The sequence below is a fragment of the Pseudomonas sp. GW821-FHT09A09 genome (assembly GCF_059418405.1).
In genome coordinates this window covers 70,678-95,765 of record NZ_JBWKPU010000011.1, presented here as the reverse complement: position 1 = coordinate 95,765, position 25,088 = coordinate 70,678, and the positions used below count along the sequence as shown (strand labels likewise).

Genomic DNA, 25,088 nt, shown 5'->3' with positions numbered 1-25,088 from the left:
CCTTGAGGGTCGCCTGACATGGAGCGTCTGATACGCTTTTTTGCCGCTTTGACCCGTTGGGGCCTGGGCCTCTGTGCGTTGCTGCTGGTGTTGGCGGCGGTGTACGTGAGCCTGGGGCGTGAATTGACCCCACTGGTGGCCGAGTACCGCGCCGAAATCGAAGCCAAGGCCCAGGCTGCGGTGGATATGCCCTTGCACATCGGCAGCCTCGAAGGGCGCTGGAGCGGTTTCGCCCCGGTGTTGCTGGCCCACGACGTGATGCTGGGCGAGGGCAGCAGTGCCTTGCGCCTGGATCAGGTCGAAGTGGTGCCGGACATGTGGGCCAGCCTGATGGCGCGCGAAGTGCGTATCGCCCATCTGGAAGTCAGCGGCCTGCAATTGAGCGTGAAGGAAGACAAGGACGGCCACTGGGCGCTGCAAGGCTTGCCAGTGCAGGACGACCAGCCGCTCGACCCTGAGCAACTGCTCAAGCGCATGCAAATGATCAAGCGCGTGTCGTTGCTCGATAGCCAGGTGACCTTGCAGCCGTTCGACCAGGCGCCCATGACCCTGACTTATGTCGGCATGAGCCTGCACACCGGCATGACCCGCCAGCGCCTCGACGCCCGTCTGACCCTGCCGGACGGCCAGCCGCTGGCCGTGAGCCTGCGCACGCGCATACGCGCCAGCCAATGGAAAGATGCAGAGGTGCAGGCCTACCTCAGCTTGCCGCAGAGCGATTGGGCCAAATGGGTTCCGGCCAAGCTGACCCAGCAATGGAAACTTACCCAGTTCAAGGCAGGCGGCGAGTTCTGGCTGACCTGGGCCAAGGGCACTGTGCAAAGTGCCGTAGTACGTCTGAACTCACCCCAGGTGAAGGGCAGCTACGCCGACCGCAAGCCGGTCCACATTGAAAACCTCGCCCTCACCGCCTACCTGCAACGCAGTGACACGGGCTTGAGCGTGCTGTTGGATACGCTGGCGATGAACCTGGGGCAAACCCGTTGGGAATCGCGCGTGCAATTGCGGCAAACCCTGGCCACCGACAAAGACCTGGAGGTCTGGAAGCTGCAGGCCGATCGCCTGGACCTGACCCCGATTACGCCGCTGCTCAACGCCCTGGCGCCTCTGCCGGAAGGCTTTGCCAAGACCATCGACCACCTGAAGGCCACAGGCTTGCTGCGTAATGTGCTGGTGGATTTCCGTCCTCAAGACACCACCGATCAAAAAGTCAGCTTTGCCGCCAACCTTGAGCGGGTGGGCTTTGATGCCTACTTCGGTGCCCCTGCGGCGCGTAACGTGTCCGGCAGCATCAGCGGTGACCTGGGCCATGGCGAGTTGCGCATGGACAGCAAGGACTTTTCCCTGCACCTGTTTCCGATTTTCGCCAAGCCTTGGCAGTACATCCAGGCCAATGCGCGGCTGACCTGGAAGCTGGACAAACAAGGCTTCACGCTGATCGCGCCGTATATCAAGGTGCTGGGTGAAGAAGGCAAGGTGGCCGCCGACTTCCTGATCCGCCTGCATTTTGACCATGACCAGGAAGACTATATGGACCTGCGGGTCGGCATGGTCGATGGCGATGGCCGTTTCACGCCCAAGTACCTGCCAGCCGTCTTGAGCCCGTCATTGGATGAATGGCTGCGTACGGCGATTCTCAAAGGTGCTGTGGACCAGGGGTTCTTCCAGTACCAGGGATCGCTGAACCACGACGCGCTGCCGGCTGCGCGCAATATCAGCCTGTTCTTCAAGGTGCATGACGCCGAACTCGCGTTCCAGCCGGGCTGGCCACATGTGAGCAAGGTCAACGGCGAAGTGTTTGTCGAGGAGAGCGGCGTGCGCATCCTGGCCAGCAAGGGCCAGTTGCTCGACACCAAGGTCAAGGACGTCTACGTCAATATTCCTCACGCGCCTGCCGGCAAAGACAGCCATTTGTTGCTGACGGGTGGGTTTTCCGGTGGCTTGGGCGATGGCCTGAAGATTCTTCAGGAAGCGCCGATTGGTACGGCGTCGACCTTTGCCGGCTGGAAGGGCGAGGGCGACCTGCAGGGCAAGCTGGACCTGGACGTGCCTTTGGCCAAGGGCACCGAGCCGAAGATCGTGGTGGATTTCCAGACCGACAAGTCGCGCCTGCAACTGGCGGAGCCGACCCTCGACCTGACTCAGCTCAAGGGTGACTTCCGTTTTGACAGCGCCAAGGGCTTGAGCGGGCAGAACATCACGGCCCAGGCATTCGACCGACCGATCACTGCGCAGATCTTTGCCGATGGCAAGCCGGGCAATCTCAGCACCCGCGTGGCTGCCAAGGGCCAGGTCACGGTCAAGCGATTGACTGACTGGTTGAAGATCAGCCAGCCATTGCCGGTGTCGGGTGATATTCCGTACCAATTGCAGCTCACCCTGGACGGTGCCGACAGCCAGTTGATGGTCAGCTCCAACATGAAGGGTGTGGCCGTTGACCTGCCAGCGCCCTTTGGCATGCCTGCCAGCCAGGGCCGCGACAGCGTGTTCCGCATGACGTTGCAGGGCGCCGAGCGGCGCTACTGGTTTGATTATGGCGAGCTGGCGAACTTCACCTTTGCTTCGCCGCCGGACAAGTTCAACGACGGCCGCGGCGAGTTGTTCCTGGGTGATGGCGATGCGGTATTGCCGGCGGCCAAGGGTCTGCGTATTCGCGGTGTGTTGTCGGAGCTGGATATCGATCCCTGGAAGAAGCTGATTGATCGCTACGCCGGCAATGACCCGGGCGGCAGCGCCAAGCAATTGCTCAGCGGCGCCGACTTCAAGGTGGGCAAGGTTACCGGCTTTGGCACCCAGTTTGATCAGGTCAATTTGCTGCTCGATCGCAAGCCGGCCGCGTGGGGATTGCAGCTCGACAGCCAGCAAGCCAAAGGCACGGTGAACCTGCCGGATGTCAAGGGCGCGCCGATTGCCATCAACCTGCAGTACGTGAAGCTGCCGGCCGTGGACCCGACGGTGCAGGCCGACGAAAACGCGCCGGACCCCTTGGCCGACATCGATCCGAAAGATATTCCGGCGCTGGATATCGCCATCGACCAACTGTTCCAGGGGCCCGATCTGGTCGGCGCCTGGTCGTTGAAGATCCGGCCCACCGCCAAGGGCCTGGCCTTCAATAACCTGGACCTGGGGCTCAAGGGCATGCAGCTCAAGGGCGCCGGTGGCTGGGAAGGTGCGCCGGGCAGCAGCGGCAGTTGGTACAAGGGGCGTCTGGACGGCAAGAACATCGCCGATGTCCTCAAGGGCTGGGGCTTTGCTCCAACGGTGACCAGTGAGGACTTCCACTTGGACGTGGATGGCCGCTGGCCGGGCTCACCGGCCTGGGTCGGGCCGAAGCGTTTCTCCGGTAGCCTTGACGCCGCATTCCGTAAGGGGCAGTTCGTTGAAGTGGAGGGTGGGGCGCAGGCCCTGCGGGTGTTTGGCTTGCTCAACTTCAACTCCATCGGTCGCCGCTTGCGCCTCGATTTCTCGGACTTGCTCGGCAAGGGCTTGAGCTATGACCGGGTCAAAGGCTTGCTGGCGGCCAGCAATGGCGTGTTCGTGACGCGTGAGCCCATCACCATGACGGGCCCGTCGACCAATCTTGAACTCAACGGCACACTGGACCTGGTGGCTGACCGCGTTGACGCTAAATTGCTGGTGACCCTGCCAGTCACCAACAACCTGCCAATTGCCGCATTGATTGTGGGGGCGCCCGCCATCGGTGGTGCGTTGTTCCTGATCGACAAGCTGATCGGTGACCGTGTTTCGCGCTTCGCCAGCGTGCAGTACAAAGTGGAAGGCCCTTGGAAGGATCCAAAAATCACCTTCGACAAGCCTTTTGAAAAGCCAAACTGAGAGCCTGTGGAGTAGCATGGCCCCATGCCTTTTACGGAGTGTCGGCCCATGTCCTTTGCGGTAATTCAAATGGTCAGCCAGAGCGATGTGCTGGCCAACCTGGCCCAGGCTCGGCGTTTGCTGGAGCAAGCGGCGGCCGGTGGGGCGAAGCTGGCAGTGCTGCCGGAGAACTTCGCCGCCATGGGCCGTCGCGACGTGGCCGATATCGGCCGCGCCGAAGCCCTGGGCGAGGGCCCGATCCTGCCATGGTTGAAACAGACCGCCCGTGACCTCACCTTATGGATAGTGGCCGGCACGTTACCGCTGCCGCCCAAGGACCAGCCGAACGCCAAGTCCAATGCCTGCTCGCTGCTGGTCGATGATCATGGCGAAATCGTCGCCCGTTACGACAAGCTGCACCTGTTCGATGTCGACGTCGCCGATTCTCGGGGTCGTTATCGGGAATCCGACGACTATGCTTTTGGTGGCAACGTGGTGGTAGCCGATACCCCGGTGGGGCGTTTGGGCCTGACGGTATGCTACGACTTGCGCTTCCCGGAGCTGTACAGCGAATTGCGTGCAGCCGGAGCCGAATTGATTACCGCACCCTCGGCCTTTACGGCGGTGACGGGCGCTGCGCATTGGGACGTGCTGATCCGTGCGCGGGCCATCGAGACCCAGTGCTACCTGCTGGCAGCGGCGCAGGGTGGTGTGCACCCGGGCCCACGGGAAACCCATGGGCATGCGGCGATTGTCGACCCTTGGGGGCGTGTGCTGGCACAACAGGATAGAGGCGAAGCGGTGTTGTTGGCCGAACGCGACAGCAGTGAACAGGCGTCGATACGGGCGCGCATGCCGGTGGTCAACCATCGGCGCTTTTTCTCGCAGGGCGCACAGCGGCCTGCTTCAGAACGATGAATTTAAGGCCAAACCTATGAGCGAGTTGTTGTCCTCAGTCAGTGAACACCTCCTGGCACCCGGTGGCGTGACCATCGAAAGTTTGCAAACCGTGCTTGGCGATCTGGCCGGGCCCGGTATCGACGCGGCCGACCTGTATTTCCAGGGGCAGATCTCCGAGTCCTGGGCCCTGGAAGACGGCATCGTCAAGGAAGGCAGTTTCAACCTCGACCAGGGTGTGGGCGTGCGTGCGCAATCCGGTGAGAAAACCGGTTTTGCCTACAGCAACGCGATCACCCTGGAAGCCTTGGGCCTGGCGGCACGCGCTGCGCGGTCGATCTCCCGTGCCGGTCAAAATGGCACGGTGCAGGCGTTCAGTACCCAGGACGTGGCCCAGTTGTATGCGCCGGATAACCCCCTGGAAGTGATCAGCCGTGCCGAGAAGGTCGAGCTGCTCAAGCGTGTCGACGCCGCCACGCGTGCCCTCGACCCGCGTATCCAGCAAGTCACCGTGAGCATGGCCGGGGTGTGGGAACGCATCCTGGTGGCGTCCACCGATGGTGGGTTGGCGGCGGATGTGCGGCCGCTGGTGCGCTTCAACGTCAGCGTGATCGTCGAGCAGAACGGCCGCCGCGAGCGCGGTGGCCACGGCGGCGGTGGGCGTACCGACTACCGTTATTTCCTCGCCGAGGATCGTGCCATGGGCTACGCCCGTGAGGCGCTGCGCCAGGCGTTGGTGAACCTTGAAGCCATTCCGGCGCCTGCGGGTACGTTGCCGGTGGTGCTGGGTTCGGGCTGGTCCGGCGTGCTGCTGCACGAAGCCGTTGGCCATGGCCTGGAAGGTGACTTCAACCGCAAGGGCAGTTCGGCTTATAGCGGGCGCATGGGTGAAATGGTCGCGTCCAAGCTGTGCACCATTGTCGATGACGGCACCCTCGCGGGTCGCCGTGGTTCGCTGAGCGTCGACGATGAAGGTACGCCCACCGAATGCACCACGCTGATCGAAAACGGCGTGCTCAAGGGCTACATGCAAGACAAGCTCAATGCGCGCCTGATGGGCGTGGCGCGTACCGGTAACGGTCGCCGCGAGTCTTACGCGCACCTGCCGATGCCACGCATGACCAACACCTACATGCTCGGTGGCGAAAGCGACCCGGCTGAAATCATTGCCTCGGTAAAGCGCGGTATCTACTGCGCCAACCTCGGTGGTGGCCAGGTGGACATCACCAGCGGCAAGTTCGTGTTCTCCACCAGCGAGGCGTACTTGATCGAAGACGGCAAGATTACCGCGCCGGTCAAAGGGGCGACGTTGATTGGCAACGGGCCGGAGGCCATGAGCAAGGTGTCGATGGTCGGTAATGACCTGTCGCTGGACAGCGGCGTGGGTACGTGCGGGAAGGATGGGCAGTCGGTGCCGGTGGGTGTTGGCCAGCCGACGCTGAAAATTGATGCGATCACCGTGGGTGGCACGGGTTCGTAAGAAAGGGGGAGCTTCGGGTGGCGACGATCGCCACCCGGGGAAGGGATCAACGCAGGCCGCGTTGGGTCTCGTCCAGCTCACGGATGTACTTGAAGATTTTACGGCTGGTGGCCGGCGCCTTGTTATGCGCCAGTTCGTGTTGAGCCTGACGGATCAGGGAGCGCAGTTGCTGGCGGTCCGCGTCCGGGTACTCGGCCACGAATTTCTCCAGCACGGCGTCATCGCCCGCGATCAGGCGGTCACGCCAACGTTCCAGGTTGTGGAAGCGTTCGTTGTACTGGCGGGTGGAGGCATCGGTTTGATCGAGCAAGGCGAGAATGGCGTCAGTGTCCTGATCACGCATCAGCCGGCCGATAAACGCGATGTGACGTTTACGCGCGATATTCGCGGTGTGCTTGGGTGCATCGGCCAAGGCCCGGCGCATTTCGTCGGTCAGTGGCAGTTTTGCAATCAAATCCTTCTTGAGCGTTGTAAGGCGCTCGCCGAGGTCAACCAGAGCATGCAGCTCGCGTTTGACCTGGGATTTGCTTTTCTCCCCATCGAGGGAGTCGTCGTAAGAATCAACCATGGTGGCAGTCCGCAAAGAAACGCCGCCATGATAACCAGTCGGGGGCCGCTTGTCCGGCCCGGTCGCTCGATGGCCTTAACCGAAAGCAGAATTTGAGTGGAGAAAACCATGAGTGCAGCCCAAAGCGTCGGTCCGCAAGCGTTACCGGCACTGCAGGAACAAGTCGAGCAGATCCTTGCCGAGGCCAAGCGCCAGGGGGCGAGTGCCTGTGAAGTGGCGGTGTCGCTGGAGCAGGGGCTGTCGACTTCAGTGCGTCAGCGGGAAGTGGAAACCGTCGAGTTCAACCGCGACCAGGGCTTTGGCATCACCTTGTATGTAGGGCAGCGCAAAGGCTCGGCCAGTACCTCGGCCAGCGGCCCGGAGGCGATCCGCGAGACCGTCGCTGCCGCGTTGGCGATCGCCAAGCACACCTCCGAAGATGAAAGCTCGGGCCTGGCCGACAAGGCGTTGATGGCCAAGGATTTGAAGGATTTCGATCTGTTCCACGCGTGGGACATTACGCCGGAGCAGGCTATCGAACAGTCGCTGGCCTGTGAGGCGGCGGCGTTCGACGCTGATGCCCGCATCAAGAACGCCGATGGCACCACGTTGAGCACACATCAGGGTTGCCGTGTTTATGGCAATAGCCATGGGTTTATCGGAGGTTATGCGTCCACCCGTCACAGCTTGAGCTGCGTGATGATCGCCGAGGCCAATGGCCAGATGCAGCGTGATTATTGGTATGACGTGAACCGCCAAGGCGAACTGCTGGCCGATCCCGCCAGCATTGGCCAGCGCGCTGCACAGCGTGCCGCGAGCCGGTTGGGCGCGCGCCCGGTGCCCACCTGCGAAGTGCCGGTGCTGTTTTCGGCGGAACTGGCGGGTGGTTTGTTCGGGAGTTTCCTGGGGGCGATTTCCGGTGGGAACCTGTACCGCAAGTCTTCCTTCCTGGAAGGGGCCATCGGCCAGAAGCTGTTTCCGGAGTGGCTGACCATCGATGAGCGTCCGCATTTGATGCGCGCCATGGGCAGCTCGGCGTTTGATGGTGATGGCCTGGCGACTTATGCCAAGCCGTTCGTCGAGAAGGGCGAGTTGGTGTCCTACGTACTGGGCACTTACGCCGGACGCAAGCTCGGTTTGCCAAGCACTGCCAACTCGGGTGGCGTGCACAACCTGTTCGTGACCCATGGCGATGAAGATCAGGCCGCGCTGCTCCGGAAGATGGGGCGTGGGCTGCTGGTGACTGAACTGATGGGCCACGGCCTGAATATGGTCACCGGTGATTACTCCCGTGGCGCGGCGGGTTTCTGGGTGGAGAACGGTGAGATTCAGTTCGCCGTCCAGGAAGTGACCATCGCCGGCAACATGCGCGACATGTTCAAGCAGATCGTCGCCGTGGGTAATGACCTGGAACTGCGCAGCAACATTCGCACGGGCTCTGTGTTGATCGAGCGGATGACCGTCGCCGGCAGTTGATCCTCACACGCTAAACCAAAAGGCGCGCCATCTTGCAGAGGGCGCGCCTTTTTTCATGGCTGCGTTTCAGTCCGATTAAAGTGCCACTCTTGTTTTGATTCTCAATATCATTTAATAATAAATATCATTACCGAGTGAGTGTGGATCATGAGTTCTGTCCTGCATGAGGATCCGTACCTGGAAAGCTGGCGCTGGATGAGTCGTCAGATTCGCTGCGGCCTCGACCCCAATGAACCTCGCCTGATCGAACATTACCTCAATGAGGGGCGATACCTGGCGTGCTGCACGGCGACCCATCCGTGGACGATTGCCGAAACCTCGTTCCGCCTCCTGATCGACACCGCCACTGATATCGCGCTGCCTTGGCACTGGCGATCCCTGTGTCTGGACCAAGCCTGGCGCCCACTGCGCGACCTGGAAAAACTCTCTCTGTGTGCCTGCCGCCTCAAGCGCTGGCAGACCTTTGCCTGGCAATTGGCAACCTGCGAATTGCTGCCGTCTATTTCTCACTCCGACCTGGTGCAAGGATCTAACGATGAGTAACACCCGTATCGAACGCGACAGCATGGGCGAACTGCAAGTGCCGGCCGAGGCCTTGTATGGTGCGCAAACCCAGCGCGCAGTGAACAATTTCCCAATCAGTCATCAGCGTATGCCGGCGCAATTCATTCGCGCGCTCATCCTGGCCAAGGCAGCGGCCGCCAAGGTCAACGTCGACCTCAAGCAGATCAGCGAAGGGCAGGGCAAGGCCATCGTCGATGCCGCCCAGGGCTTGCTCGAAGGCGACTTCATGCCGCATTTCCCAGTAGATATCTTCCAGACCGGCTCCGGCACCAGCTCCAACATGAACGCCAACGAGGTGATTGCTACCCTCGCCAGCCGTTTGCTCGGTGAGGCGGTCAACCCCAATGACCACGTCAACTGTGGCCAGAGCAGCAACGACATCATCCCGACCACGATTCACGTCAGCGCTGCTTTGGTCCTGCACGAGCAAACTCTGCCGGCCCTGCTGCACCTTGTGCAGGTGATCGAACAGAAGGCCGAAGAGGTTCACCCGTTCATCAAGACCGGTCGCACCCACCTGATGGATGCCATGCCGGTGCGCATGAGCCAGGTGCTCAATGGCTGGGCGCAGCAACTGAAGGCCAATATCGGCCATTTGCAGGACTTGCTGCCGAGCCTGCAGGCATTGGCTCAAGGTGGCACGGCAGTGGGCACCGGGATCAACGCGCACCCTGAGTTCGCCGCGCGCTTCAGCCAGCAACTGAGCCATCTCTCCGGCGTGAAATTCACCCCGGGCAAAAACCTGTTTGCACTGATTGGCTCCCAGGACACCGCCGTTGCCGTATCCGGTCAACTGAAAGCCACAGCGGTCTCATTGATGAAAATCGCCAATGACCTGCGCTGGATGAACTCCGGTCCACTGGCGGGCCTGGGCGAAATCGAGCTGGAGGGCCTGCAACCTGGCTCTTCGATCATGCCCGGCAAGGTCAACCCGGTGATCCCGGAGGCGACCGCCATGGTGGCCGCGCAAGTGATTGGCAATGACACGGTGATCACCGTCGCCGGCCAGTCAGGCAACTTCGAGCTCAACGTGATGTTGCCGATCATCGCCCAGAACCTGCTCGGCAGCCTTGAATTGCTGGCCAACGCCAGTCGCTTGCTGGCAGACAAAGCCATCGCCAGCTTCAAGGTCAACGAAGGCAAGCTCAAGGAAGCGCTGTCGCGTAATCCGATCCTGGTCACTGCACTCAACCCGATCATTGGTTATCAAAAGGCCGCTGAAATCGCCAAGAAGGCCTATCAACAGGGCCGCCCTGTGATTGATGTCGCCCTCGAGCACACCGACTTGCCGCGCAGCCAGCTGGAGGTCCTGCTGGACCCGGAAAAGCTCACCGCTGGCGGCGTGTAACCACCGACCCTGCTTTGGAGGCTCACCATGGAGCACTGGAAACGCACGATCGAACGGGCCAATCGCTGCTTTATGGCGGGCGAATTGGTCGACGCTCGGGAGGCCTATTTGCAAGCCCTGGCCCTGGCTCAAGTGTTATTCGAGCGCTGGGCGGATGCCGACGAAGCAGTGGCGGCTTGCGTCATTTCCCATCACAACCTGGCGGACCTGCATTTGCGCCTGAACCAGCCGAAGGAGAGCGCGGAATACCTGTGCGCTATCCACCAGCGCCTGCTTCAGACCATGCAGGACCCGCGGCTGAGCCCGCAATTGCGCGAAGCAGCCCTGCGTCAGAGCAGCAAGACCTACGTCGAGTTGTTGAATTTCATCAGCGATCACGGTGAGTACCCGCGTACCCATCGCTTGCTGGGCGGCACTGCGGCGCAAACGGATGCGTCGATCCGCAACAGTCCTTATTACGGAGCTCATTGATATGACTTACACGTTGCCAGCCTTGCCCTACGCCTACGATGCTCTTGAGCCGCATATCGATGCGCAGACCATGGAGATTCACTACACCAAACATCACCAGACCTACATCAACAACCTCAACGCGGCGGTCGAGGGCACTGAGTTTGCGGGTTGGCCGGTAGAGCGGCTGGTGTCCAGCGTGCAGCAATTACCGGAAAAACTGCGGGCTGCGGTCATCAACCAAGGCGGTGGGCATGCCAACCACTCGCTGTTTTGGGCCGTGATGTCGCCCAAAGGTGGCGGCAAGCCAGAGGGCGCGTTGGGCAAGGCCATCGATGAGCAATTGGGTGGTTTTGACAGCTTCAAGGAAGCCTTCACCAAGGCCGCCCTAACCCGTTTCGGCAGCGGCTGGGCGTGGCTGAGCGTCACCCCGCAAAAGACGTTGGTGGTGGAAAGCAGCGGTAACCAGGACAGCCCGTTGATGAGTGGCAACACGCCGATCCTGGGTCTCGACGTCTGGGAGCACGCCTATTACCTGCTCTACCAGAACCGCCGCCCCGAATATATCAACGCCTTCTACAGCGTCATCAACTGGCCGGAAGTCGCCGCACGCTACCAGGCCGCGTTGGCCTGATATTCATCCAATAACAAGATCTAAGGCCGACTATGGGCACTGAAACACTGGCGATCAGCAGCGGGCGAATGTTTCGTTATGCGTTTGGCTCGCTGCTGCTGTTGGCAGGTACTGCATTGCTGGTGGCTCACGGGCTGGCCTGGCTGGATCTCGAACCGCGCATTCTGCGGGCACTGCAGGGCGGGGCGATTTGCGCGCTCGGCACTGCATTGGGTGCGGTGCCGGTGTTGGTGATTCGCCGGATGCCCGTCGCGCTCAGCGATACCTTGTTGGGTTTTGGCGCGGGTGTGATGCTCGCTGCCACAGCGTTTTCGCTGATCGTGCCGGGTATTACCGCAGCTGAAAGCCTGGGGCTTTCGCCTTGGGGCGCCAGTGGCTTGATCAGTTTCGGCATCATGCTGGGCGCCTTCGGGTTGTACCTGGTCGACCGCAAGGTCTCCGGCGCAAGCCCGGAAATGCTGGTGGGCACACCGGATAACCCTGTGATTCCCCCGCGCATCTGGCTATTCGTGTTTGCAATCATTGCCCACAACATCCCGGAAGGCATGGCTGTTGGTGTCTCGGCGGGCGGTGGTATGCCGGATGCGGACAGCCTGGCCATGGGCATAGCCCTGCAGGATGTGCCCGAAGGTCTGGTGATTGCGTTGGTATTGGCTGGGGCAGGGATGTCGCGGGTCAAGGCGTTCTTGATCGGCGCGGCGTCAGGTTTGGTGGAGCCGGTATTTGCCGTGCTTTGCGCCTGGCTGGTCAGTCTGGCCGAGGTGTTGTTACCGCTTGGGTTGGCGTTGGCGGCGGGTGCGATGCTGTTGGTCGTGACTCACGAGGTCATCCCGGAGTCGCGGCGCAATGGTCACGAAAAACTCGCCAGCCTTGGCCTATGCATCGGCTTTTGCTTGATGATGGTGATGGACACGGCCCTGGGATAAACCGCTTTCCGTAGGAGCCCGGCTTGCCGGCGATGGCGTCCTCAAGTCCAACACCTGACTCAAAGGCCTCATCGCCGGCAACCCGGGCTCCTACAAAGGGATGGGGCTATTCGCCTTCGTCGAAGAAGTTATTGATCAGCGCCACCAGCGCGGCCATGGCTTCGTCTTCCTGCTCGCCTTCTGTCTTCAAGTGAATCCTGGTGCCTTTGCCAGCCGCCAACATCATCATGGCCATGATGCTCTTGCCATCGACCATGGACTCCGGCGTGCGCCCGGCGCGGATCTGGCAAGGAAACTGCCCGGCCACGCCGACGAATTTGGCTGAGGCGCGGGCGTGCAGGCCCAGCTTGTTGATGATTTCAATTTCCAGAGCGGGCATCGCGCAGGTGTTCCTTTCAGCTAAGGTCGCGGTGGCGGACCTGGACGTTCTTGAGGGTTTGTTGCAGCACCTGGCCCAGGCGCTCAGTCAGGTAGACAGAGCGGTGGTGACCACCGGTGCAGCCAATGGCAATGGTGACATACGCGCGATTGCTCGCGGCAAAGCGGGGTAGCCATTTGAGCAGGTAGCTGGAGATATCCTGGAACATCTCTTCAACATCCGGCTGCGCGGCCAGGTATTCGGCTACCGGCAAGTCCAGCCCGGACTGTTCGCGCAGTTCCGGCTTCCAGTAGGGGTTGGGCAGGCAGCGCACGTCGAACACCAGGTCAGCGTCTACTGGCATGCCGCGCTTGAAGCCAAACGACTCCACGAGAAACGCAGTACCCGGTTCAGGCTGGTTGAGCAGGCGCAATTTGATTGCGTCACGCAGCTGGTACAGGTTGAGGCTGGTGGTGTTTATCTTGAGGTCGGCAAGGTCAATGATCGGGCCCAGCAGCTTGGTTTCATCCTCGATGGCTTCTGCCAGGGAACGATGGGGGCTGCTGAGGGGGTGACGTCGGCGGGTCTCGGAAAAACGCTTGAGCAGGGTCTCTTCGTCGGCGTCCAGGTACAGCACATCACAATGAATATGCTTGGCCCGCACTTCTTCGAGCAATAGTGGGAAGCGCTCAAGGTGGCTGGGCAGGTTGCGAGCATCGATCGAAACGGCAACCAGCGGCTGGGCCAGTTCGGTGTGGATCAGCGCGCGTTCCGCCAATTCCGGCAGCAGGCCGGCCGGCAGGTTGTCGATGCAATAGAAGCCGTTGTCCTCAAGAACATTGAGGGCGGTACTTTTACCCGAGCCGGAGCGGCCGCTGACGATGATCAAACGCATGATTACTGCCCGTTCTGTTCATCCAGGACAACCTGATAGAGCGCCTCGTTGCTGCTGGCGCTGCGCAGTTTGTCGCGTACTTCCTTGCGGTCGAGCATGCTGGCGATCTGCCGAAGCAGTTCCAGGTGCGCATCGGTGGCGGCTTGCGGGACCAGCAGGACAAACAGCAGGTCGACCGGAGCGCCGTCGATGGCGTCGAAATCGATGGGGGCATCCAGGTGGAGCAGGGCGCTCACCGGGGATTCACAGCCTTGCAGGCGGCAGTGGGGAATGGCGATGCCGTTGCCAAAACCGGTAGAACCGAGTTTTTCACGGGCGATAAGCGCCTCATACACAGCTTGCGTATCCAGCTCGGGCACTTCGCGGCCGATCAGGTTGGCAATTTGTTCGAGGGCGCGCTTTTTACTGCCGCCCGGCACGTTCACGAGGGAACGGCCGGGGGTCAGGATGGTTTCAAGTCGGATCATGGGGGGAGAGTTAACGACCTGTACCTTGCATCAGGTGCAGATTCTTTTCCTTATGCTTTATGAGTTGGCGGTCCAGCTTGTCGTAGAGCGAGTCGATCGCCGCGTACATGTCTTCATGCTCCGCATTGGCGACGAGCTTTGCATTCGGTACGTGCAGGGTGGCCTCGATTTTCTGCTTGAGCTTATCGACCTCCATGATGACCTGCACGTTGGTGATCTTGTCAAAATGCCCTGCCAGCTTGTTCAGCTTGCTCTCGGTGTATTCACGCAGGGGTTTGGTGACTTCCAGCTGGTGTCCACTGATGTTGACTTGCATACAGCTTCTCCTTCGTTGCCAGTGCATAAAGCGGCAGGCCGGGGTGCCTGCCACTGGAACGCTGTGGCCCGCCCGTCACATCAAACGCTTACGCTCGCTGGAAGGCGCGATCCCAAGGGATTCGCGGTACTTGGCGACGGTTCGACGGGCGACCTGAATGCCTTGTGCCTCCAGTAAACCAGCGATCTTACTGTCACTCAATGGCTTTTTCTGATTTTCCGCGGCAACCAGTTTTTTGATGATCGCGCGAATCGCCGTGGACGAGCATTCACCGCCTTCGGAGGTGCTGACGTGGCTGGAGAAAAAGTATTTCAGCTCATAAATACCCCGTGGGGTATGCATGAATTTCTGCGTGGTCACCCGGGAAATCGTCGATTCATGCATGCCCACCGCTTCTGCAATATCGTGCAGCACGAGGGGCTTCATCGCCTCGTCACCGTATTCCAGGAAGCCGCGCTGGTGCTCGACGATCTGGGTGGCAACCTTCATCAGGGTTTCGTTGCGGCTTTGCAGGCTCTTGATGAACCAGCGTGCTTCCTGCAACTGGTTGCGCATGAAGGTGTTGTCGGCGCTGGTGTCGGCGCGGCGTACAAAACCGGCGTACTGCGGGTTGACGCGCAGGCGTGGCACCGATTCCTGGTTGAGCTCCACCAGCCAGCGCTCGTTGTCCTTGCGCACAATCACATCAGGGACGACGTATTCGGCTTCGCTGGACTCGATTTGCGAACCTGGGCGCGGGTTGAGGCTCTGCACCAGCTCGATGACCTGGCGCAGGTCGTCTTCCTTGAGCTTCATACGACGCATCAGCTGGCTATAGTCGCGGCTGCCCAGCAGGTCGATGTAGTCATTGACCAGGCGTTGGGCTTCGGCGAGCCAGGGTGTCTTGGCCGGAAGCTGGCGCAGTTGCAGCAACAGGCACTCGCTGAGGGTGCGGGCGCCGATGCCTGCTGGCTCGAATTGCTGGATGCGGTGCAGGACGGCTTCGATTTCGTCCAGTTCAATGTCCAGTTCCGGATCGAAGGCTTCAAGAATCTCTTCAAGCGTCTCGTCTAGATAACCCTGGTTATTGATGCAGTCGATCAGGGTCACGGCGATCAGGCGATCGGTGTCGGACATCGGCGCCAGGTTCAGTTGCCACAGCAGATGGCTCTGCAGGCTCTCGCCGGCGGACGTTCGGGTGGTGAAATCCCACTCGTCATCATCATTGCTCGGCAGGCTACTGGCGCTGGTCTGGTAGACGTCTTCCCAGGCCGTGTCCACGGGAAGTTCGTTGGGAATGCGTTCGTTCCATTCGCCGTCCTCCAGGTTGTCCACCGTCGGGGCGGTTTCCTGATAGGAGGGTTCCTGCACGTCGGAATTGGGTTTTTGCTCGATGTTGTCGGCCAGCGGGTCTGCATTATCGAAGTCGTCGCCTTCTTCCTGGCGTTCGAGCATCGGATTGGACTCCAGGGCCTCCTGGATTTCCTGTTGCAGGTCCAGTGTGGACAATTGGAGCAGGCGGATGGCCTGTTGCAGCTGCGGTGTCATCGTCAGCTGCTGGCCCATTCTCAGGACTAGCGATGGTTTCATGGCAGGGGCTTAACACCTTATTCGCCGGCGCAATGCGCCATCCACGACAGGGCGCGTGAGCGCCAAACATAAGCAAATTATATGCCTGATATCGGGGGCTTTGCCTAGAGCGCGGTAACAATAAAAAGCCGGAGGTTTCTATTGACTCCCGCGCGTCTCGGCAAACGGCCTGACACCACGGTGTTTACAGGCGGAACTCGTGACCCAGGTACACTTCCTTGACCAGTTCGTTGGCCAGGATGGTGGCGGAATCGCCTTCGGCGATCAGCTGGCCATCGTTGACGATATAAGCGGTTTCACAGATATCGAGGGTTTCACGAACGTTGTGGTCAGTGATCAGTACACCGATGCCCTTGGCCTTGAGGTGGTGGATGATCTGCTTGATGTCGCCCACCGAAATCGGGTCGACGCCAGCAAAGGGTTCGTCCAGCAGGATGAACTTCGGTGCGGTGGCCAATGCTCGGGCAATTTCCACGCGACGACGCTCACCACCGGACAAGCTCATGCCCAGGTTGTCACGGATATGGTTGATGTGGAATTCCTGCAGCAGGCTTTCCAGTTCCTTGCGGCGGCCATCGCGGTCGAGCTCCTTGCGGGTCTCAAGGATCGCCATGATGTTGTCCGAAACCGACAATTTGCGGAAGATCGACGCTTCCTGGGGTAGATAGCCGATACCGGCACGAGCACGACCGTGCATCGGCTGGTGGCTGACATCCAGGTCGTCGATCAGAACGCGACCCTGATCCGCCTGGACCAGGCCGACAATCATGTAAAAACAGGTGGTCTTGCCGGCACCGTTGGGGCCGAGCAGGCCGACGATCTGGCCGCTGTCGATCGACAGGCTGACGTCGCGCACGACCTGACGGCTTTTGTAGGCCTTGGCCAGATGCTGGGCTTTCAGGGTTGCCATTACTCGGCCTTCTTCTTCGGCTGGATAACCATGTCGATACGCGGACGAGGTGCGGTGACCTTGTTGCCATTGGCGCGACCGGCGTTGGCGACCTGTTTCACAGTGTCATAGGTGATTTTTTCACCTTCCGTGGTGTTGCCGTCGGTGCTGACAACCTTGGCCTGGTCAATCAGGACAATGCGGTTCTGCTGGGCGTGATACTGGATGGTCTTGCCGTAGCCCTTCATCGGAGCGGTATCGGCAGGCGCCTGCTTCTGCTCGAAATAGGCCAGGTTGCCCACCGACGTCACGACGTCGATGTCGCCCGCCTTGGTGCGGGTCAGTGTCACGGTATTCCCGGTGATTTTCATCGACCCCTGGGTAATGATCACGCCACCGGTGTAGGTCGCGACACCTTGCTTGTCATCCAGCTGCGCATCGTCAGCCTGGATGTGGATCGGTTGCTGGCTATCGTTCGGCAGAGCCCAGGCGCTCACGCTTCCCAGTGCTGCGCCCAGACCGAGCAAAATAGGGAGAGTTTTAACGAGCCTCATACTGTCCTCTTACGTTCGATAGCAGGTGTATCCTGCTTTCTTTCAAATACGCTTTCATTCCCTTGCCAGTCGATACACCGCCAGCGCCGTCGATTCTAACGTCTTGCTCGGTCTGCGCATATTGCTTCTGCGGGAATACGGTCATGCGACTGCTGGTAATCACGGTGTCGCGGTTCTTGTCGTCGGTGCGCGCAACGCGCACCGAGTCGATCAGTTCCACCTGGGTGCCGTCCGGGTTGACCTCGCCACGCTTGCTGGTGACGTGCCACGGAAACTCGGTGCCGCGGTAGATGTTCATGTCCGGATTGGTGAGCAGGGTCACTTCAGTGGCCTTCAAGTGCTCGACCTTGTCCGATGTCATCTCGTACTGCACCTTGCCATCTGGCAGGAACTGCACGCTTTTGGCATTGATGGCGTAATAGTCGATAGCGCCGTCGTCAACCTGCGCGACAGGCTTGTCGAGGAAGCGCTCCGGGCTGATATTCCAGTAGCCCACCGCCAGGAATAGCGCGGCGATGACCCCGAATAGCAGGAAGTTGCGAATCTTTTTGCTCAGCATAAAACGCTCTATAAGTAGGCGGCGTGGGCGGATTCAAAGTTGCCCTGGGCACGCAGTATCAATTCGCAGAACTCACGTGCGGCACCTTCGCCGCCACGGGCCGTGGTGATGCCATGGGCGTGTTCGCGAACAAATGCCGCCGCGTTGGCGACAGCCATGCCCAAGCCTACCCGGCGAATCACCGGCAGGTCAGGCAGGTCGTCACCGAGGTAGGCGACCTGCTCATAGCTTAGGTTGAGTTGGCCAAGAAGCTCGTCCAGAACCACCAGTTTATCCTCACGGCCCTGATACAGGTGAGGAATCCCCAGGTTTTGTGCGCGCCGTTCCACTACCGGGGTCTTGCGGCCGCTGATAATGGCTGTTTGTACGCCCGAAGCCATCAGCATCTTGATGCCCTGGCCGTCCAGCGTGTTGAACGTCTTGAATTCGCTGCCGTCTTCGAGGAAGTAAAGGCGGCCATCGGTCAGCACGCCGTCAACGTCGAAGATCGCCAGCTTGATGTTTTTACCGCGTTGCAACAGGTCGCCAGTCATTTACATCACTCCCGCACGCAACAAGTCGTGCATGTTCAGGGCACCGATAGGGCGGTCATCGTCATTGACCACCACCAGCGCGCCGATCTTGTGGTCTTCCATGATCTTCAAGGCTTCAGCCGCCAGCATTTCCGGGCGCGCGGTCTTGCCGTGAGGGGTCATGACGGCATCAATGGTTGCGGTGTGGATATCAATGGTGCGATCCAGGGTGCGGCGCAGGTCGCCGTCGGTGAATACCCCGGCCAAGCGGCCATCGGCTTCCAGGATGACGGTCATGCCCAGGCCCTTGCGGGTCATTTCCATCAGCGCGTCCTTCAGTAGCGTGCCGCGCTGGACGTGGGGCAATTCATCGCCCGCATGCATGACATTTTCCACTTTCAGCAGCAGACGACGGCCCAGGGCGCCGCCCGGGTGGGAAAAGGCGAAGTCTTCAGCGGTAAAGCCGCGGGCTTCCAGCAGGGCAACGGCCAATGCGTCGCCCATGACCAGTGCGGCCGTGGTCGAGGAGGTCGGCGCCAGGTTCAACGGGCAGGCTTCGTGGGCCACGTGAACATTGAGGTTCACTTCGGCGGCCTTGGCCAGCGTCGACTCCGGGTTACCGGTAATGCTGATCATCTTGATGCCCAGGCGCTTGATCAGTGGCAGCAGGGTCACGATTTCGTTGGTGGTGCCGGAGTTGGACAGTGCCAGGATGATGTCATCCTTGGTGATCATGCCCATGTCGCCGTGGCTGGCTTCTGCCGGGTGCACGAAAAACGAGGTAGTCCCGGTGCTTGCCAGGGTGGCGGCGATCTTGTTGCCGATGTGCCCGGATTTACCCATGCCGACCACGACAACGCGGCCTTTGCTGGCCAGAATCATCTCGCAAGCGCGTACGAAATCCGCGTCGATATGGGCCAGCAAGCCGTCTACGGCTTCGAGCTCGAGGCGGATGGTGCGTTGTGCGGATTGAATAAGGTCGCTGGATTGGCTCATGTCTGAAATCGTATAGCCTGACGAAAAGTCGGCGATTATAGCGGTAATGATCAATTCCCTCACGCAAGTTCGTCAGGCTTTATTCACAAGGCGTCAGAGATTCCGCTCCCGGTAACACAGTCGGCAATGTTTTTCCCTGTCGCCAATCTGAACAAGCGCAGTTCCGGCCTTGGGGGCGCTGTACCAGCAGTGATATAGTTCGCCGCCAGTTCGGTTCACCCAACCCATGTGGCTACCTATTGCACATCCGTTGCAAACGAATGTCGCACACATGGTGTCTGAGTGAGAGGCTGCATCCCAAGGAGTTTAGATGAGTGCCGATAACGCCTACGCGGTCGAGCTGAAGGGACTTACCTTCAAGCGCGGGACGCGCAGCATCTTCAATAACGTCGATATTCGCATTCCCCGCGGCAAGGTCACGGGCATCATGGGGCCTTCAGGCTGTGGCAAGACCACCCTGTTGCGTCTGATGGGTATGCAATTGCGGCCCACTGCTGGCGAAGTGTGGGTCAATGGACAGAACCTGCCGACGCTCTCGCGCAGCGACCTGTTCGACGCGCGCAAGCACATGGGTGTGCTGTTCCAGAGCGGTGCGTTGTTTACCGACCTCGATGTTTTCGAAAACGTGGCCTTCCCGCTGCGGGTGCATACCCAGCTGTCCGATGAAATGATTCGTGACATTGTGTTGCTGAAACTGCAGGCCGTGGGCCTTCGCGGTGCCATCGACCTGATGCCTGACGAGCTGTCCGGTGGCATGAAGCGCCGTGTCGCGCTGGCGCGTGCCATCGCGCTGGATCCGCAGATCCTCATGTACGACGAACCTTTCGTGGGCCAGGACCCGATCGCCATGGGCGTGTTGGTGCGTCTGATCCGCCTGCTCAACGACGCGCTCGGCATCACCAGCATCGTGGTTTCCCACGACCTGGCCGAAACTGCGAGCATCGCCGACTACCTCTATGTCGTCGGTGATGGGCAGGTGCTGGGGCAGGGCACGCCAGAAGAACTCATGAATGCCGATAACCCGCGCATCCGCCAATTCATGACCGGCGATCCCGATGGCCCGGTGCCTTTTCATTTTCCGGCAGCGGACTACCGCTCAGATCTTCTGGGGAAGCGCTGATGCGCAAGACATCTCTCATCGAGAAGGTTCGCCTTTTCGGCCGCTCGGGCATCGACATTGTCGAGGTGCTGGGCCGTTCTACCCTCTTCCTGTTTCATGCGTTGCTCGGCCGTGGTGGTATCGGCGGCGGTTTTGGCCTGTTGATCAAGCAGTTGCACGCCGTGGGCGTGATGTCCCTGGTGATCATCGTCGTTTCCGGCGTGTTCATCGGTATGGTGCTGGCGCTGCAGGGCTTCAATATTCTGTCCAGCTACGGTTCGGAGCAGGCAGTAGGGCAGATGGTCGCCCTGACGTTGCTGCGTGAGCTCGGGCCAGTGGTCACCGCGTTGCTGTTCGCCGGGCGTGCCGGCTCTGCGTTGACGGCCGAGATCGGCAACATGAAGTCCACCGAGCAGCTGTCCAGCCTCGAAATGATCGGCGTGGACCCGCTCAAGTACATTGTTGCCCCGCGCCTGTGGGCCGGTTTCATTTCCTTGCCGCTGCTGGCAATGATCTTCAGCGTGGTCGGCATTTGGGGCGGTTCGTGGGTGGCGGTTGACTGGTTGGGCGTCTATGACGGTTCCTACTGGGCCAACATGCAGAACAGCGTGACCTTCAGCGGCGATGTGCTTAACGGCATCATTAAAAGCATCGTTTTCGCCTTTGTAGTGACCTGGATCGCCGTATTCCAAGGCTATGACTGTGAGCCCACTTCAGAAGGGATCAGTCGCGCCACCACCAAGACCGTTGTGTACGCCTCGCTGGCGGTACTGGGCCTTGACTTCATTTTGACCGCCTTGATGTTTGGAGATTTCTGATGCAAAACCGCACTGTGGAAATCGGTGTCGGCCTTTTCTTGCTGGCTGGCATCCTGGCTTTACTGTTGCTGGCCCTGCGGGTCAGTGGCCTGTCGGCCAGCCCCACCGCCGACACCTATAAACTTTACGCGTACTTCGACAATATCGCCGGTTTGACGGTCAGAGCTAAAGTGACCATGGCCGGCGTTACCATCGGCAAGGTCACGGCAATCGATCTGGACCGCGACAGCTTCACTGGCCGGGTGACCATGCAGGTGGACAAGAAGGTAGATAATCTGCCGACTGACTCCACTGCATCTATCCTCACTGCGGGTTTGCTGGGCGAGAAGTACATCGGCGTCAGCGTGGGCGGGGAAACTGCCCTGCTCAAGGATGGTTCGACCATCCACGACACGCAGTCGTCGCTGGTGCTTGAAGACCTGATCGGTAAATTCCTGCTCAATACGGTCAATAAAGACGCCAAATGAGGAATCTGTTCATGATCTCTACCTTGCGACGTGGCCTGCTGGTATTGCTTGCAGCGTTGCCGCTGCTGGCCAACGCGGCAGGTTCTGCGCACGATCTGGTGCAGGACACGACCAGCAAGATGCTGGCCGACCTGACTGCCAACAAAGAGCAGTACAAGCAGGACCCGAGTAAGTTCTACGACGCGCTTAACTCGATCGTGGGCCCTGTGGTTGATGCCGAAGGCATTTCCCGCAGCATCATGACCGTCAAGTATTCGCGCAAGGCGACCCCGGCGCAGATGCAGACCTTCCAGGAAAACTTCAAGAAGGGCCTGTTCCAGTTCTACGGCAACGCGTTGCTTGAGTACAACAACCAAGGCATCACCGTGGACCCTGCCAAGGACGAGTCGGGCGACCGTACCAGTGTCGGCATGACCGTCAAAGGCAACAATGGCGCGGTCTACCCTGTGCAGTACACGCTGGAGAAGGTCAACGGTGAGTGGAAACTGCGCAACGTGATCATCAACGGCATCAACATCGGCAAGCTGTTCCGCGACCAGTTCGCAGATGCCATGCAGCGCAACGGCAACGACCTGGACAAGACCATCAATGGTTGGGCCGGTGAAGTGGCCAAGGCCAAGGAAGAAACCGACAAGCAAGCTGCCGGGAAGTCCGCACAATGACCGAGTCGGCTGTTCGTCTCGGCGACGCCGGCGAGTTGTTCCTCAGCGGCGTGCTGGACTACCGCACCGGGCCTGACCTGCGCAAGCAGGGCCAGGCGCTGATCAAGACCAGCACCGCGCCTGCACTGGTGCTCGATTGCTCGGCGGTGACCAAGTCCAGCAGCGTTGGCTTGTCGTTATTGCTCTGTTTTATCCGTGATGCCGAGGCGATCAAAAAGCCGGTCAGCATCCGTGCAATGCCCGAGGACATGCGGGAAATTGCCGAGGTTTCCGGCCTGAGCGAGCTGTTGGCGCATCCTTAATCGCCATTATCCATAAAGCCCCCCGTCAGAGTCCTGCTATGCGGGGTTCGCAGGCGCGGGGCTTTTTTGTATGATGTGCGACCCGTGCGCACTGGGCGCCGATAGAGGTTGAGCATGCAGGCCCTAGAAGTTAAGAGCTTCCTTGAAGGAAAGCTGCCGGATACGAACGTAGAAGTTGAAGGCGAAGGCTGCAACTTCCAGCTGAACGTGATTAGCGATGAACTGGCGGCATTGAGCCCGGTCAAGCGTCAGCGGCAGGTCTACGACCATTTGAGCCCATGGATCACCGATGGCAGCATCCATGCGGTCACTATGAAATTTTTCAGCCGCGCGGCCTGGGCCGAGCGCACCTGAGCCCCCAAGGCGTCGAGATTCTTATGGATAAATTGATTATTACCGGCGGTGCCCGCCTTGATGGCGAGATCCGCATTTCCGGTGCGAAAAACTCCGCTCTGCCGATCCTGGCGGCGACCTTGCTGTGCGATGGCCCGGTTACCGTGGCCAACCTGCCGCACCTGCACGACATCACCACCATGATCGAGCTGTTCGGTCGCATGGGCATTGAGCCGGTGATCGACGAGAAACTGGCCGTCGAAATCGACCCGCGCACCATCAAGACCCTGGTCGCGCCGTACGAGCTGGTGAAAACCATGCGTGCCTCGATCCTGGTACTGGGCCCGATGGTTGCCCGTTTCGGCGAAGCCGAAGTGGCACTACCTGGCGGTTGCGCCATCGGCTCGCGTCCGGTCGACCTGCACATCCGTGGCCTCGAAGCCATGGGCGCGACCATCGACGTCGAAGGCGGCTACATCAAGGCCAAGGCGCCGGAAGGCGGCCTGCGTGGCGCCAACTTCTTCTTTGATACCGTCAGCGTGACCGGTACCGAGAACATCATGATGGCCGCTGCCCTGGCCAACGGCCGCAGCGTCCTGCAGAACGCCGCGCGCGAGCCGGAAGTGGTCGACCTGGCCAACTTCCTGATTGCCATGGGTGCCAACATCACCGGCGCCGGCACCGACACCATCACCATCGACGGCGTTAAACGCCTGCACTCGGCCACCTACAAAGTGATGCCGGACCGTATCGAGACCGGCACCTACCTGGTTGCCGCTGCCGTCACCGGTGGCCGCGTCAAGGTCAAGGACACCGATCCGACCATCCTGGAAGCGGTCCTTGAGAAGCTGCGCGAAGCCGGTGCCGAAATCACCACCGGTGAAGACTGGATCGAGCTGAACATGCACGGCAAGCGTCCTAAAGCCGTCAACGTGCGTACCGCTCCCTACCCGGCGTTCCCGACCGACATGCAGGCGCAGTTCATCTCCCTGAACGCGATTGCCGAAGGCACCGGTGCGGTTATCGAGACCATCTTCGAAAACCGCTTCATGCACGTGTACGAACTGCACCGCATGGGCGCCAAGATCCAGGTTGAAGGCAACACCGCCATCGTGACCGGCACCGAGAAGCTCAAGGGCGCGCCAGTGATGGCCACCGACCTGCGCGCCTCGGCGAGCCTGGTGATCTCGGCGCTGATTGCCGAAGGCGACACCCTGATCGACCGCATCTACCACATTGACCGTGGTTACGAGTGCATCGAAGAAAAACTGCAGATGCTCGGCGCGAAAATCCGCCGCGTACCGGGCTAGTTGCTGCTTGTAGTGAGCGGGCTTGCCCCGCGCCGCGGTGTATCAGGTATGTTTATGGCGCCCGACACACCGCAGCGCGGGGCAAGCCCGCTCACTACAGAAATTTGTTTAAAATCGAGGCTGTCATGGCCTCGATCTGTGTCTGGCGCCGTTTGCGACCGGACAGCAATAGCCTGATGAAGGACTGACGTTTCCCATGTTGACCATCGCACTGTCCAAGGGCCGCATCCTTGACGACACTTTGCCGCTTCTGGCTGAAGCGGGCATCGTGCCGACCGAGAATCCGGACAAGAGCCGCAAGCTGATCATCCCCACGACCCAGGACGACGTTCGCCTGTTGATCGTGCGGGCTACCGACGTGCCGACCTACGTTGAGCATGGCGCGGCCGACCTGGGTGTCGCCGGTAAAGACGTGCTGATGGAATACGGCGGCCAGGGCCTGTATGAACCTCTGGACCTGCGAATTGCCCTGTGCAAGCTGATGACTGCCGGCCGTGTCGGTGACGTTGAGCCTAAAGGCCGCCTGCGCGTGGCGACCAAGTTCGTCAACGTTGCCAAGCGCTACTACGCCGAGCAAGGTCGTCAGGTCGACATCATCAAGCTCTATGGTTCGATGGAGCTGGCCCCGCTGATCGGCTTGGCCGACAAGATCATCGACGTGGTCGACACCGGCAACACCCTGCGTGCCAATGGCCTGGAGCCTCAGGATTTCATCGCCGACATCAGCTCCCGCCTGATCGTCAACAAAGCGTCGATGAAGATGCAGCACGCCCGTATCCAGGCGTTGATTGACACCCTGCGCAAGGCAGTGGAGTCGCGACACCGCGGTTGACTTACCCGCGTAGCT

28 protein-coding genes are annotated in these 25,088 nt (G+C 60.3%); 17 read left to right on the top strand and 11 right to left on the bottom strand.

From position 1 onward, the window contains the following. Nucleotides 1-18: 18 nt before the first annotated feature. From AC07OV_RS12110 to tldD, 3 genes are read left to right on the top strand one after another with little or no spacing between them, the layout of a single operon-like run. Nucleotides 19-3,834: a YhdP family protein gene (locus tag AC07OV_RS12110; protein WP_495092303.1), complete on the top strand. Its 3,816-nt coding sequence runs from the start codon at nt 19-21 to the stop codon at nt 3,832-3,834. A gap of 48 nt (nt 3,835-3,882) precedes the next feature. After that, on the top strand, nt 3,883-4,731 hold the full coding sequence (locus AC07OV_RS12105; RefSeq protein ID WP_494996562.1) for a carbon-nitrogen hydrolase family protein: 849 nt from the start codon (nt 3,883-3,885) through the stop codon (nt 4,729-4,731). A 16-nt stretch (nt 4,732-4,747) separates the two neighbouring features. After that, complete coding sequence (gene tldD, locus AC07OV_RS12100; protein ID WP_017529090.1) at nt 4,748-6,190, top strand: metalloprotease TldD; 1,443 nt, start codon at nt 4,748-4,750, stop codon at nt 6,188-6,190. 46 nt (nt 6,191-6,236) lie between these two features. Here tldD and yjgA read toward each other — a convergent pair whose 3' ends face one another. Then, nucleotides 6,237-6,758 carry a ribosome biogenesis factor YjgA gene (yjgA, locus tag AC07OV_RS12095; protein ID WP_176995088.1) on the bottom strand — a complete coding sequence of 174 codons (522 nt, stop codon included), beginning with the start codon at nt 6,756-6,758 and terminating at the stop codon, nt 6,237-6,239. Nucleotides 6,759-6,866: 108 nt separating this feature from the next. Between yjgA and pmbA the strand changes: the two genes are divergently transcribed. The 6 genes from pmbA (at nt 6,867) to AC07OV_RS12065 (ending at nt 12,135) form a co-directional block, all read left to right on the top strand. Then, nucleotides 6,867-8,213, top strand: coding sequence for a metalloprotease PmbA (pmbA, locus tag AC07OV_RS12090; RefSeq protein WP_494996563.1), 1,347 nt, complete (start codon nt 6,867-6,869; stop codon nt 8,211-8,213). 147 nt (nt 8,214-8,360) lie between these two features. Beyond that, the gene (locus tag AC07OV_RS12085) at nt 8,361-8,756 is read left to right on the top strand and encodes a FagA protein (RefSeq protein WP_178922688.1); all 396 of its coding nucleotides are present in this window, start codon (nt 8,361-8,363) and stop codon (nt 8,754-8,756) included. After that, nucleotides 8,749-10,125, top strand: coding sequence for a class II fumarate hydratase (locus AC07OV_RS12080; RefSeq protein ID WP_495092302.1), 1,377 nt, complete (start codon nt 8,749-8,751; stop codon nt 10,123-10,125). Before AC07OV_RS12085 ends, AC07OV_RS12080 begins: the two co-directional genes overlap by 8 nt. A 27-nt stretch (nt 10,126-10,152) precedes the next feature. Further along, nucleotides 10,153-10,596, top strand: coding sequence for a DUF2753 family protein (locus AC07OV_RS12075; RefSeq protein ID WP_495092301.1), 444 nt, complete (start codon nt 10,153-10,155; stop codon nt 10,594-10,596). Between the two features lies 1 nt (nt 10,597). Beyond that, nucleotides 10,598-11,209, top strand: a complete 612-nt coding sequence (locus AC07OV_RS12070) for a superoxide dismutase (protein ID WP_176995083.1) — start codon at nt 10,598-10,600, stop codon at nt 11,207-11,209. A gap of 32 nt (nt 11,210-11,241) precedes the next feature. Continuing rightward, a complete protein-coding gene (locus AC07OV_RS12065) occupies nt 11,242-12,135 on the top strand; it encodes a ZIP family metal transporter (RefSeq protein ID WP_494996565.1) in 894 nt (297 codons plus the stop codon). Nucleotides 12,136-12,241: 106 nt separating this feature from the next. Here AC07OV_RS12065 and AC07OV_RS12060 read toward each other — a convergent pair whose 3' ends face one another. The 10 genes from AC07OV_RS12060 to AC07OV_RS12015 all read right to left on the bottom strand — a co-directional run bounded on the left by AC07OV_RS12060 (nt 12,242) and on the right by AC07OV_RS12015 (nt 19,250). After that, nucleotides 12,242-12,514 carry an HPr family phosphocarrier protein gene (locus AC07OV_RS12060; protein ID WP_395609136.1) on the bottom strand — a complete coding sequence of 91 codons (273 nt, stop codon included), beginning with the start codon at nt 12,512-12,514 and terminating at the stop codon, nt 12,242-12,244. A 16-nt stretch (nt 12,515-12,530) separates the two neighbouring features. Next, entirely contained in the window at nt 12,531-13,388 is an 858-nt protein-coding gene (gene rapZ / locus AC07OV_RS12055) for an RNase adapter RapZ (RefSeq protein ID WP_495092300.1), read from the bottom strand. A 2-nt stretch (nt 13,389-13,390) separates the two neighbouring features. Continuing rightward, nucleotides 13,391-13,855: a PTS IIA-like nitrogen regulatory protein PtsN gene (gene ptsN, locus AC07OV_RS12050; RefSeq protein WP_048723965.1), complete on the bottom strand. Its 465-nt coding sequence runs from the start codon at nt 13,853-13,855 to the stop codon at nt 13,391-13,393. 10 nt (nt 13,856-13,865) lie between these two features. After that, the gene (hpf, locus tag AC07OV_RS12045) at nt 13,866-14,171 is read right to left on the bottom strand and encodes a ribosome hibernation-promoting factor, HPF/YfiA family (protein WP_003171804.1); all 306 of its coding nucleotides are present in this window, start codon (nt 14,169-14,171) and stop codon (nt 13,866-13,868) included. Between the two features lie 75 nt (nt 14,172-14,246). Then, a complete protein-coding gene (locus AC07OV_RS12040) occupies nt 14,247-15,740 on the bottom strand; it encodes an RNA polymerase factor sigma-54 (RefSeq protein WP_176995080.1) in 1,494 nt (497 codons plus the stop codon). 184 nt (nt 15,741-15,924) lie between these two features. Next, nucleotides 15,925-16,650: an LPS export ABC transporter ATP-binding protein gene (lptB, locus tag AC07OV_RS12035; protein ID WP_016974288.1), complete on the bottom strand. Its 726-nt coding sequence runs from the start codon at nt 16,648-16,650 to the stop codon at nt 15,925-15,927. Beyond that, nucleotides 16,650-17,183, bottom strand: coding sequence for a lipopolysaccharide transport periplasmic protein LptA (gene lptA / locus AC07OV_RS12030; protein WP_176995079.1), 534 nt, complete (start codon nt 17,181-17,183; stop codon nt 16,650-16,652). Before lptA ends, lptB begins: the two co-directional genes overlap by 1 nt. After that, entirely contained in the window at nt 17,170-17,742 is a 573-nt protein-coding gene (gene lptC / locus AC07OV_RS12025; RefSeq protein ID WP_176995078.1) for an LPS export ABC transporter periplasmic protein LptC, read from the bottom strand. The genes lptA and lptC overlap by 14 nt, the downstream gene beginning before the upstream one ends. Nucleotides 17,743-17,750: 8 nt before the next feature. Next, complete coding sequence (locus tag AC07OV_RS12020) at nt 17,751-18,275, bottom strand: KdsC family phosphatase (protein WP_494996567.1); 525 nt, start codon at nt 18,273-18,275, stop codon at nt 17,751-17,753. Beyond that, the gene (locus AC07OV_RS12015; RefSeq protein WP_495092299.1) at nt 18,276-19,250 is read right to left on the bottom strand and encodes a KpsF/GutQ family sugar-phosphate isomerase; all 975 of its coding nucleotides are present in this window, start codon (nt 19,248-19,250) and stop codon (nt 18,276-18,278) included. A gap of 310 nt (nt 19,251-19,560) precedes the next feature. On the opposite strand from AC07OV_RS12015, the gene AC07OV_RS12010 reads away from it, so the two are divergent. The 8 genes from AC07OV_RS12010 to hisG all read left to right on the top strand — a co-directional run bounded on the left by AC07OV_RS12010 (nt 19,561) and on the right by hisG (nt 25,073). Continuing rightward, nucleotides 19,561-20,370, top strand: coding sequence for an ATP-binding cassette domain-containing protein (locus AC07OV_RS12010; protein ID WP_017738751.1), 810 nt, complete (start codon nt 19,561-19,563; stop codon nt 20,368-20,370). After that, nucleotides 20,370-21,167 (top strand): lipid asymmetry maintenance ABC transporter permease subunit MlaE, encoded by a 798-nt coding sequence (gene mlaE / locus AC07OV_RS12005; protein WP_176995075.1) that lies wholly within the window; start codon nt 20,370-20,372, stop codon nt 21,165-21,167. Before AC07OV_RS12010 ends, mlaE begins: the two co-directional genes overlap by 1 nt. Beyond that, the gene (gene mlaD, locus AC07OV_RS12000) at nt 21,167-21,634 is read left to right on the top strand and encodes an outer membrane lipid asymmetry maintenance protein MlaD (protein WP_005784855.1); all 468 of its coding nucleotides are present in this window, start codon (nt 21,167-21,169) and stop codon (nt 21,632-21,634) included. The genes mlaE and mlaD overlap by 1 nt, the downstream gene beginning before the upstream one ends. An 11-nt stretch (nt 21,635-21,645) precedes the next feature. After that, nucleotides 21,646-22,296 carry an MlaC/ttg2D family ABC transporter substrate-binding protein gene (locus AC07OV_RS11995; RefSeq protein WP_176995074.1) on the top strand — a complete coding sequence of 217 codons (651 nt, stop codon included), beginning with the start codon at nt 21,646-21,648 and terminating at the stop codon, nt 22,294-22,296. Next, nucleotides 22,293-22,598 (top strand): STAS domain-containing protein, encoded by a 306-nt coding sequence (locus tag AC07OV_RS11990; protein ID WP_457404552.1) that lies wholly within the window; start codon nt 22,293-22,295, stop codon nt 22,596-22,598. Before AC07OV_RS11995 ends, AC07OV_RS11990 begins: the two co-directional genes overlap by 4 nt. A 114-nt stretch (nt 22,599-22,712) precedes the next feature. Next, on the top strand, nt 22,713-22,952 hold the full coding sequence (locus AC07OV_RS11985; RefSeq protein ID WP_495092298.1) for a BolA family protein: 240 nt from the start codon (nt 22,713-22,715) through the stop codon (nt 22,950-22,952). A 23-nt stretch (nt 22,953-22,975) separates the two neighbouring features. Then, nucleotides 22,976-24,241: a UDP-N-acetylglucosamine 1-carboxyvinyltransferase gene (gene murA, locus AC07OV_RS11980; protein WP_178922713.1), complete on the top strand. Its 1,266-nt coding sequence runs from the start codon at nt 22,976-22,978 to the stop codon at nt 24,239-24,241. A gap of 196 nt (nt 24,242-24,437) precedes the next feature. Beyond that, nucleotides 24,438-25,073 (top strand): ATP phosphoribosyltransferase, encoded by a 636-nt coding sequence (gene hisG, locus AC07OV_RS11975; protein WP_003188599.1) that lies wholly within the window; start codon nt 24,438-24,440, stop codon nt 25,071-25,073. The last annotated feature ends 15 nt before the right edge of the window (nt 25,074-25,088 follow it).

What these genes read in the sequence shown, in the direction of transcription:
- AC07OV_RS12110 (WP_495092303.1), top strand. Translation starts at nt 19, where the DNA reads ATGGAGCGTCTGATACGCTTTTTTGCCGCTTTGACCCGTTGGGGCCTG.
- AC07OV_RS12105 (WP_494996562.1), top strand. Translation starts at nt 3,883, where the DNA reads ATGTCCTTTGCGGTAATTCAAATGGTCAGCCAGAGCGATGTGCTGGCC.
- tldD (WP_017529090.1), top strand. Translation starts at nt 4,748, where the DNA reads ATGAGCGAGTTGTTGTCCTCAGTCAGTGAACACCTCCTGGCACCCGGT.
- yjgA (WP_176995088.1), bottom strand. Translation starts at nt 6,758, where the DNA reads ATGGTTGATTCTTACGACGACTCCCTCGATGGGGAGAAAAGCAAATCC.
- pmbA (WP_494996563.1), top strand. Translation starts at nt 6,867, where the DNA reads ATGAGTGCAGCCCAAAGCGTCGGTCCGCAAGCGTTACCGGCACTGCAG.
- AC07OV_RS12085 (WP_178922688.1), top strand. Translation starts at nt 8,361, where the DNA reads ATGAGTTCTGTCCTGCATGAGGATCCGTACCTGGAAAGCTGGCGCTGG.
- AC07OV_RS12080 (WP_495092302.1), top strand. Translation starts at nt 8,749, where the DNA reads ATGAGTAACACCCGTATCGAACGCGACAGCATGGGCGAACTGCAAGTG.
- AC07OV_RS12075 (WP_495092301.1), top strand. Translation starts at nt 10,153, where the DNA reads ATGGAGCACTGGAAACGCACGATCGAACGGGCCAATCGCTGCTTTATG.
- AC07OV_RS12070 (WP_176995083.1), top strand. Translation starts at nt 10,598, where the DNA reads ATGACTTACACGTTGCCAGCCTTGCCCTACGCCTACGATGCTCTTGAG.
- AC07OV_RS12065 (WP_494996565.1), top strand. Translation starts at nt 11,242, where the DNA reads ATGGGCACTGAAACACTGGCGATCAGCAGCGGGCGAATGTTTCGTTAT.
- AC07OV_RS12060 (WP_395609136.1), bottom strand. Translation starts at nt 12,514, where the DNA reads ATGCCCGCTCTGGAAATTGAAATCATCAACAAGCTGGGCCTGCACGCC.
- rapZ (WP_495092300.1), bottom strand. Translation starts at nt 13,388, where the DNA reads ATGCGTTTGATCATCGTCAGCGGCCGCTCCGGCTCGGGTAAAAGTACC.
- ptsN (WP_048723965.1), bottom strand. Translation starts at nt 13,855, where the DNA reads ATGATCCGACTTGAAACCATCCTGACCCCCGGCCGTTCCCTCGTGAAC.
- hpf (WP_003171804.1), bottom strand. Translation starts at nt 14,171, where the DNA reads ATGCAAGTCAACATCAGTGGACACCAGCTGGAAGTCACCAAACCCCTG.
- AC07OV_RS12040 (WP_176995080.1), bottom strand. Translation starts at nt 15,740, where the DNA reads ATGAAACCATCGCTAGTCCTGAGAATGGGCCAGCAGCTGACGATGACA.
- lptB (WP_016974288.1), bottom strand. Translation starts at nt 16,650, where the DNA reads ATGGCAACCCTGAAAGCCCAGCATCTGGCCAAGGCCTACAAAAGCCGT.
- lptA (WP_176995079.1), bottom strand. Translation starts at nt 17,183, where the DNA reads ATGAGGCTCGTTAAAACTCTCCCTATTTTGCTCGGTCTGGGCGCAGCA.
- lptC (WP_176995078.1), bottom strand. Translation starts at nt 17,742, where the DNA reads ATGCTGAGCAAAAAGATTCGCAACTTCCTGCTATTCGGGGTCATCGCC.
- AC07OV_RS12020 (WP_494996567.1), bottom strand. Translation starts at nt 18,275, where the DNA reads ATGACTGGCGACCTGTTGCAACGCGGTAAAAACATCAAGCTGGCGATC.
- AC07OV_RS12015 (WP_495092299.1), bottom strand. Translation starts at nt 19,250, where the DNA reads ATGAGCCAATCCAGCGACCTTATTCAATCCGCACAACGCACCATCCGC.
- AC07OV_RS12010 (WP_017738751.1), top strand. Translation starts at nt 19,561, where the DNA reads ATGAGTGCCGATAACGCCTACGCGGTCGAGCTGAAGGGACTTACCTTC.
- mlaE (WP_176995075.1), top strand. Translation starts at nt 20,370, where the DNA reads ATGCGCAAGACATCTCTCATCGAGAAGGTTCGCCTTTTCGGCCGCTCG.
- mlaD (WP_005784855.1), top strand. Translation starts at nt 21,167, where the DNA reads ATGCAAAACCGCACTGTGGAAATCGGTGTCGGCCTTTTCTTGCTGGCT.
- AC07OV_RS11995 (WP_176995074.1), top strand. Translation starts at nt 21,646, where the DNA reads ATGATCTCTACCTTGCGACGTGGCCTGCTGGTATTGCTTGCAGCGTTG.
- AC07OV_RS11990 (WP_457404552.1), top strand. Translation starts at nt 22,293, where the DNA reads ATGACCGAGTCGGCTGTTCGTCTCGGCGACGCCGGCGAGTTGTTCCTC.
- AC07OV_RS11985 (WP_495092298.1), top strand. Translation starts at nt 22,713, where the DNA reads ATGCAGGCCCTAGAAGTTAAGAGCTTCCTTGAAGGAAAGCTGCCGGAT.
- murA (WP_178922713.1), top strand. Translation starts at nt 22,976, where the DNA reads ATGGATAAATTGATTATTACCGGCGGTGCCCGCCTTGATGGCGAGATC.
- hisG (WP_003188599.1), top strand. Translation starts at nt 24,438, where the DNA reads ATGTTGACCATCGCACTGTCCAAGGGCCGCATCCTTGACGACACTTTG.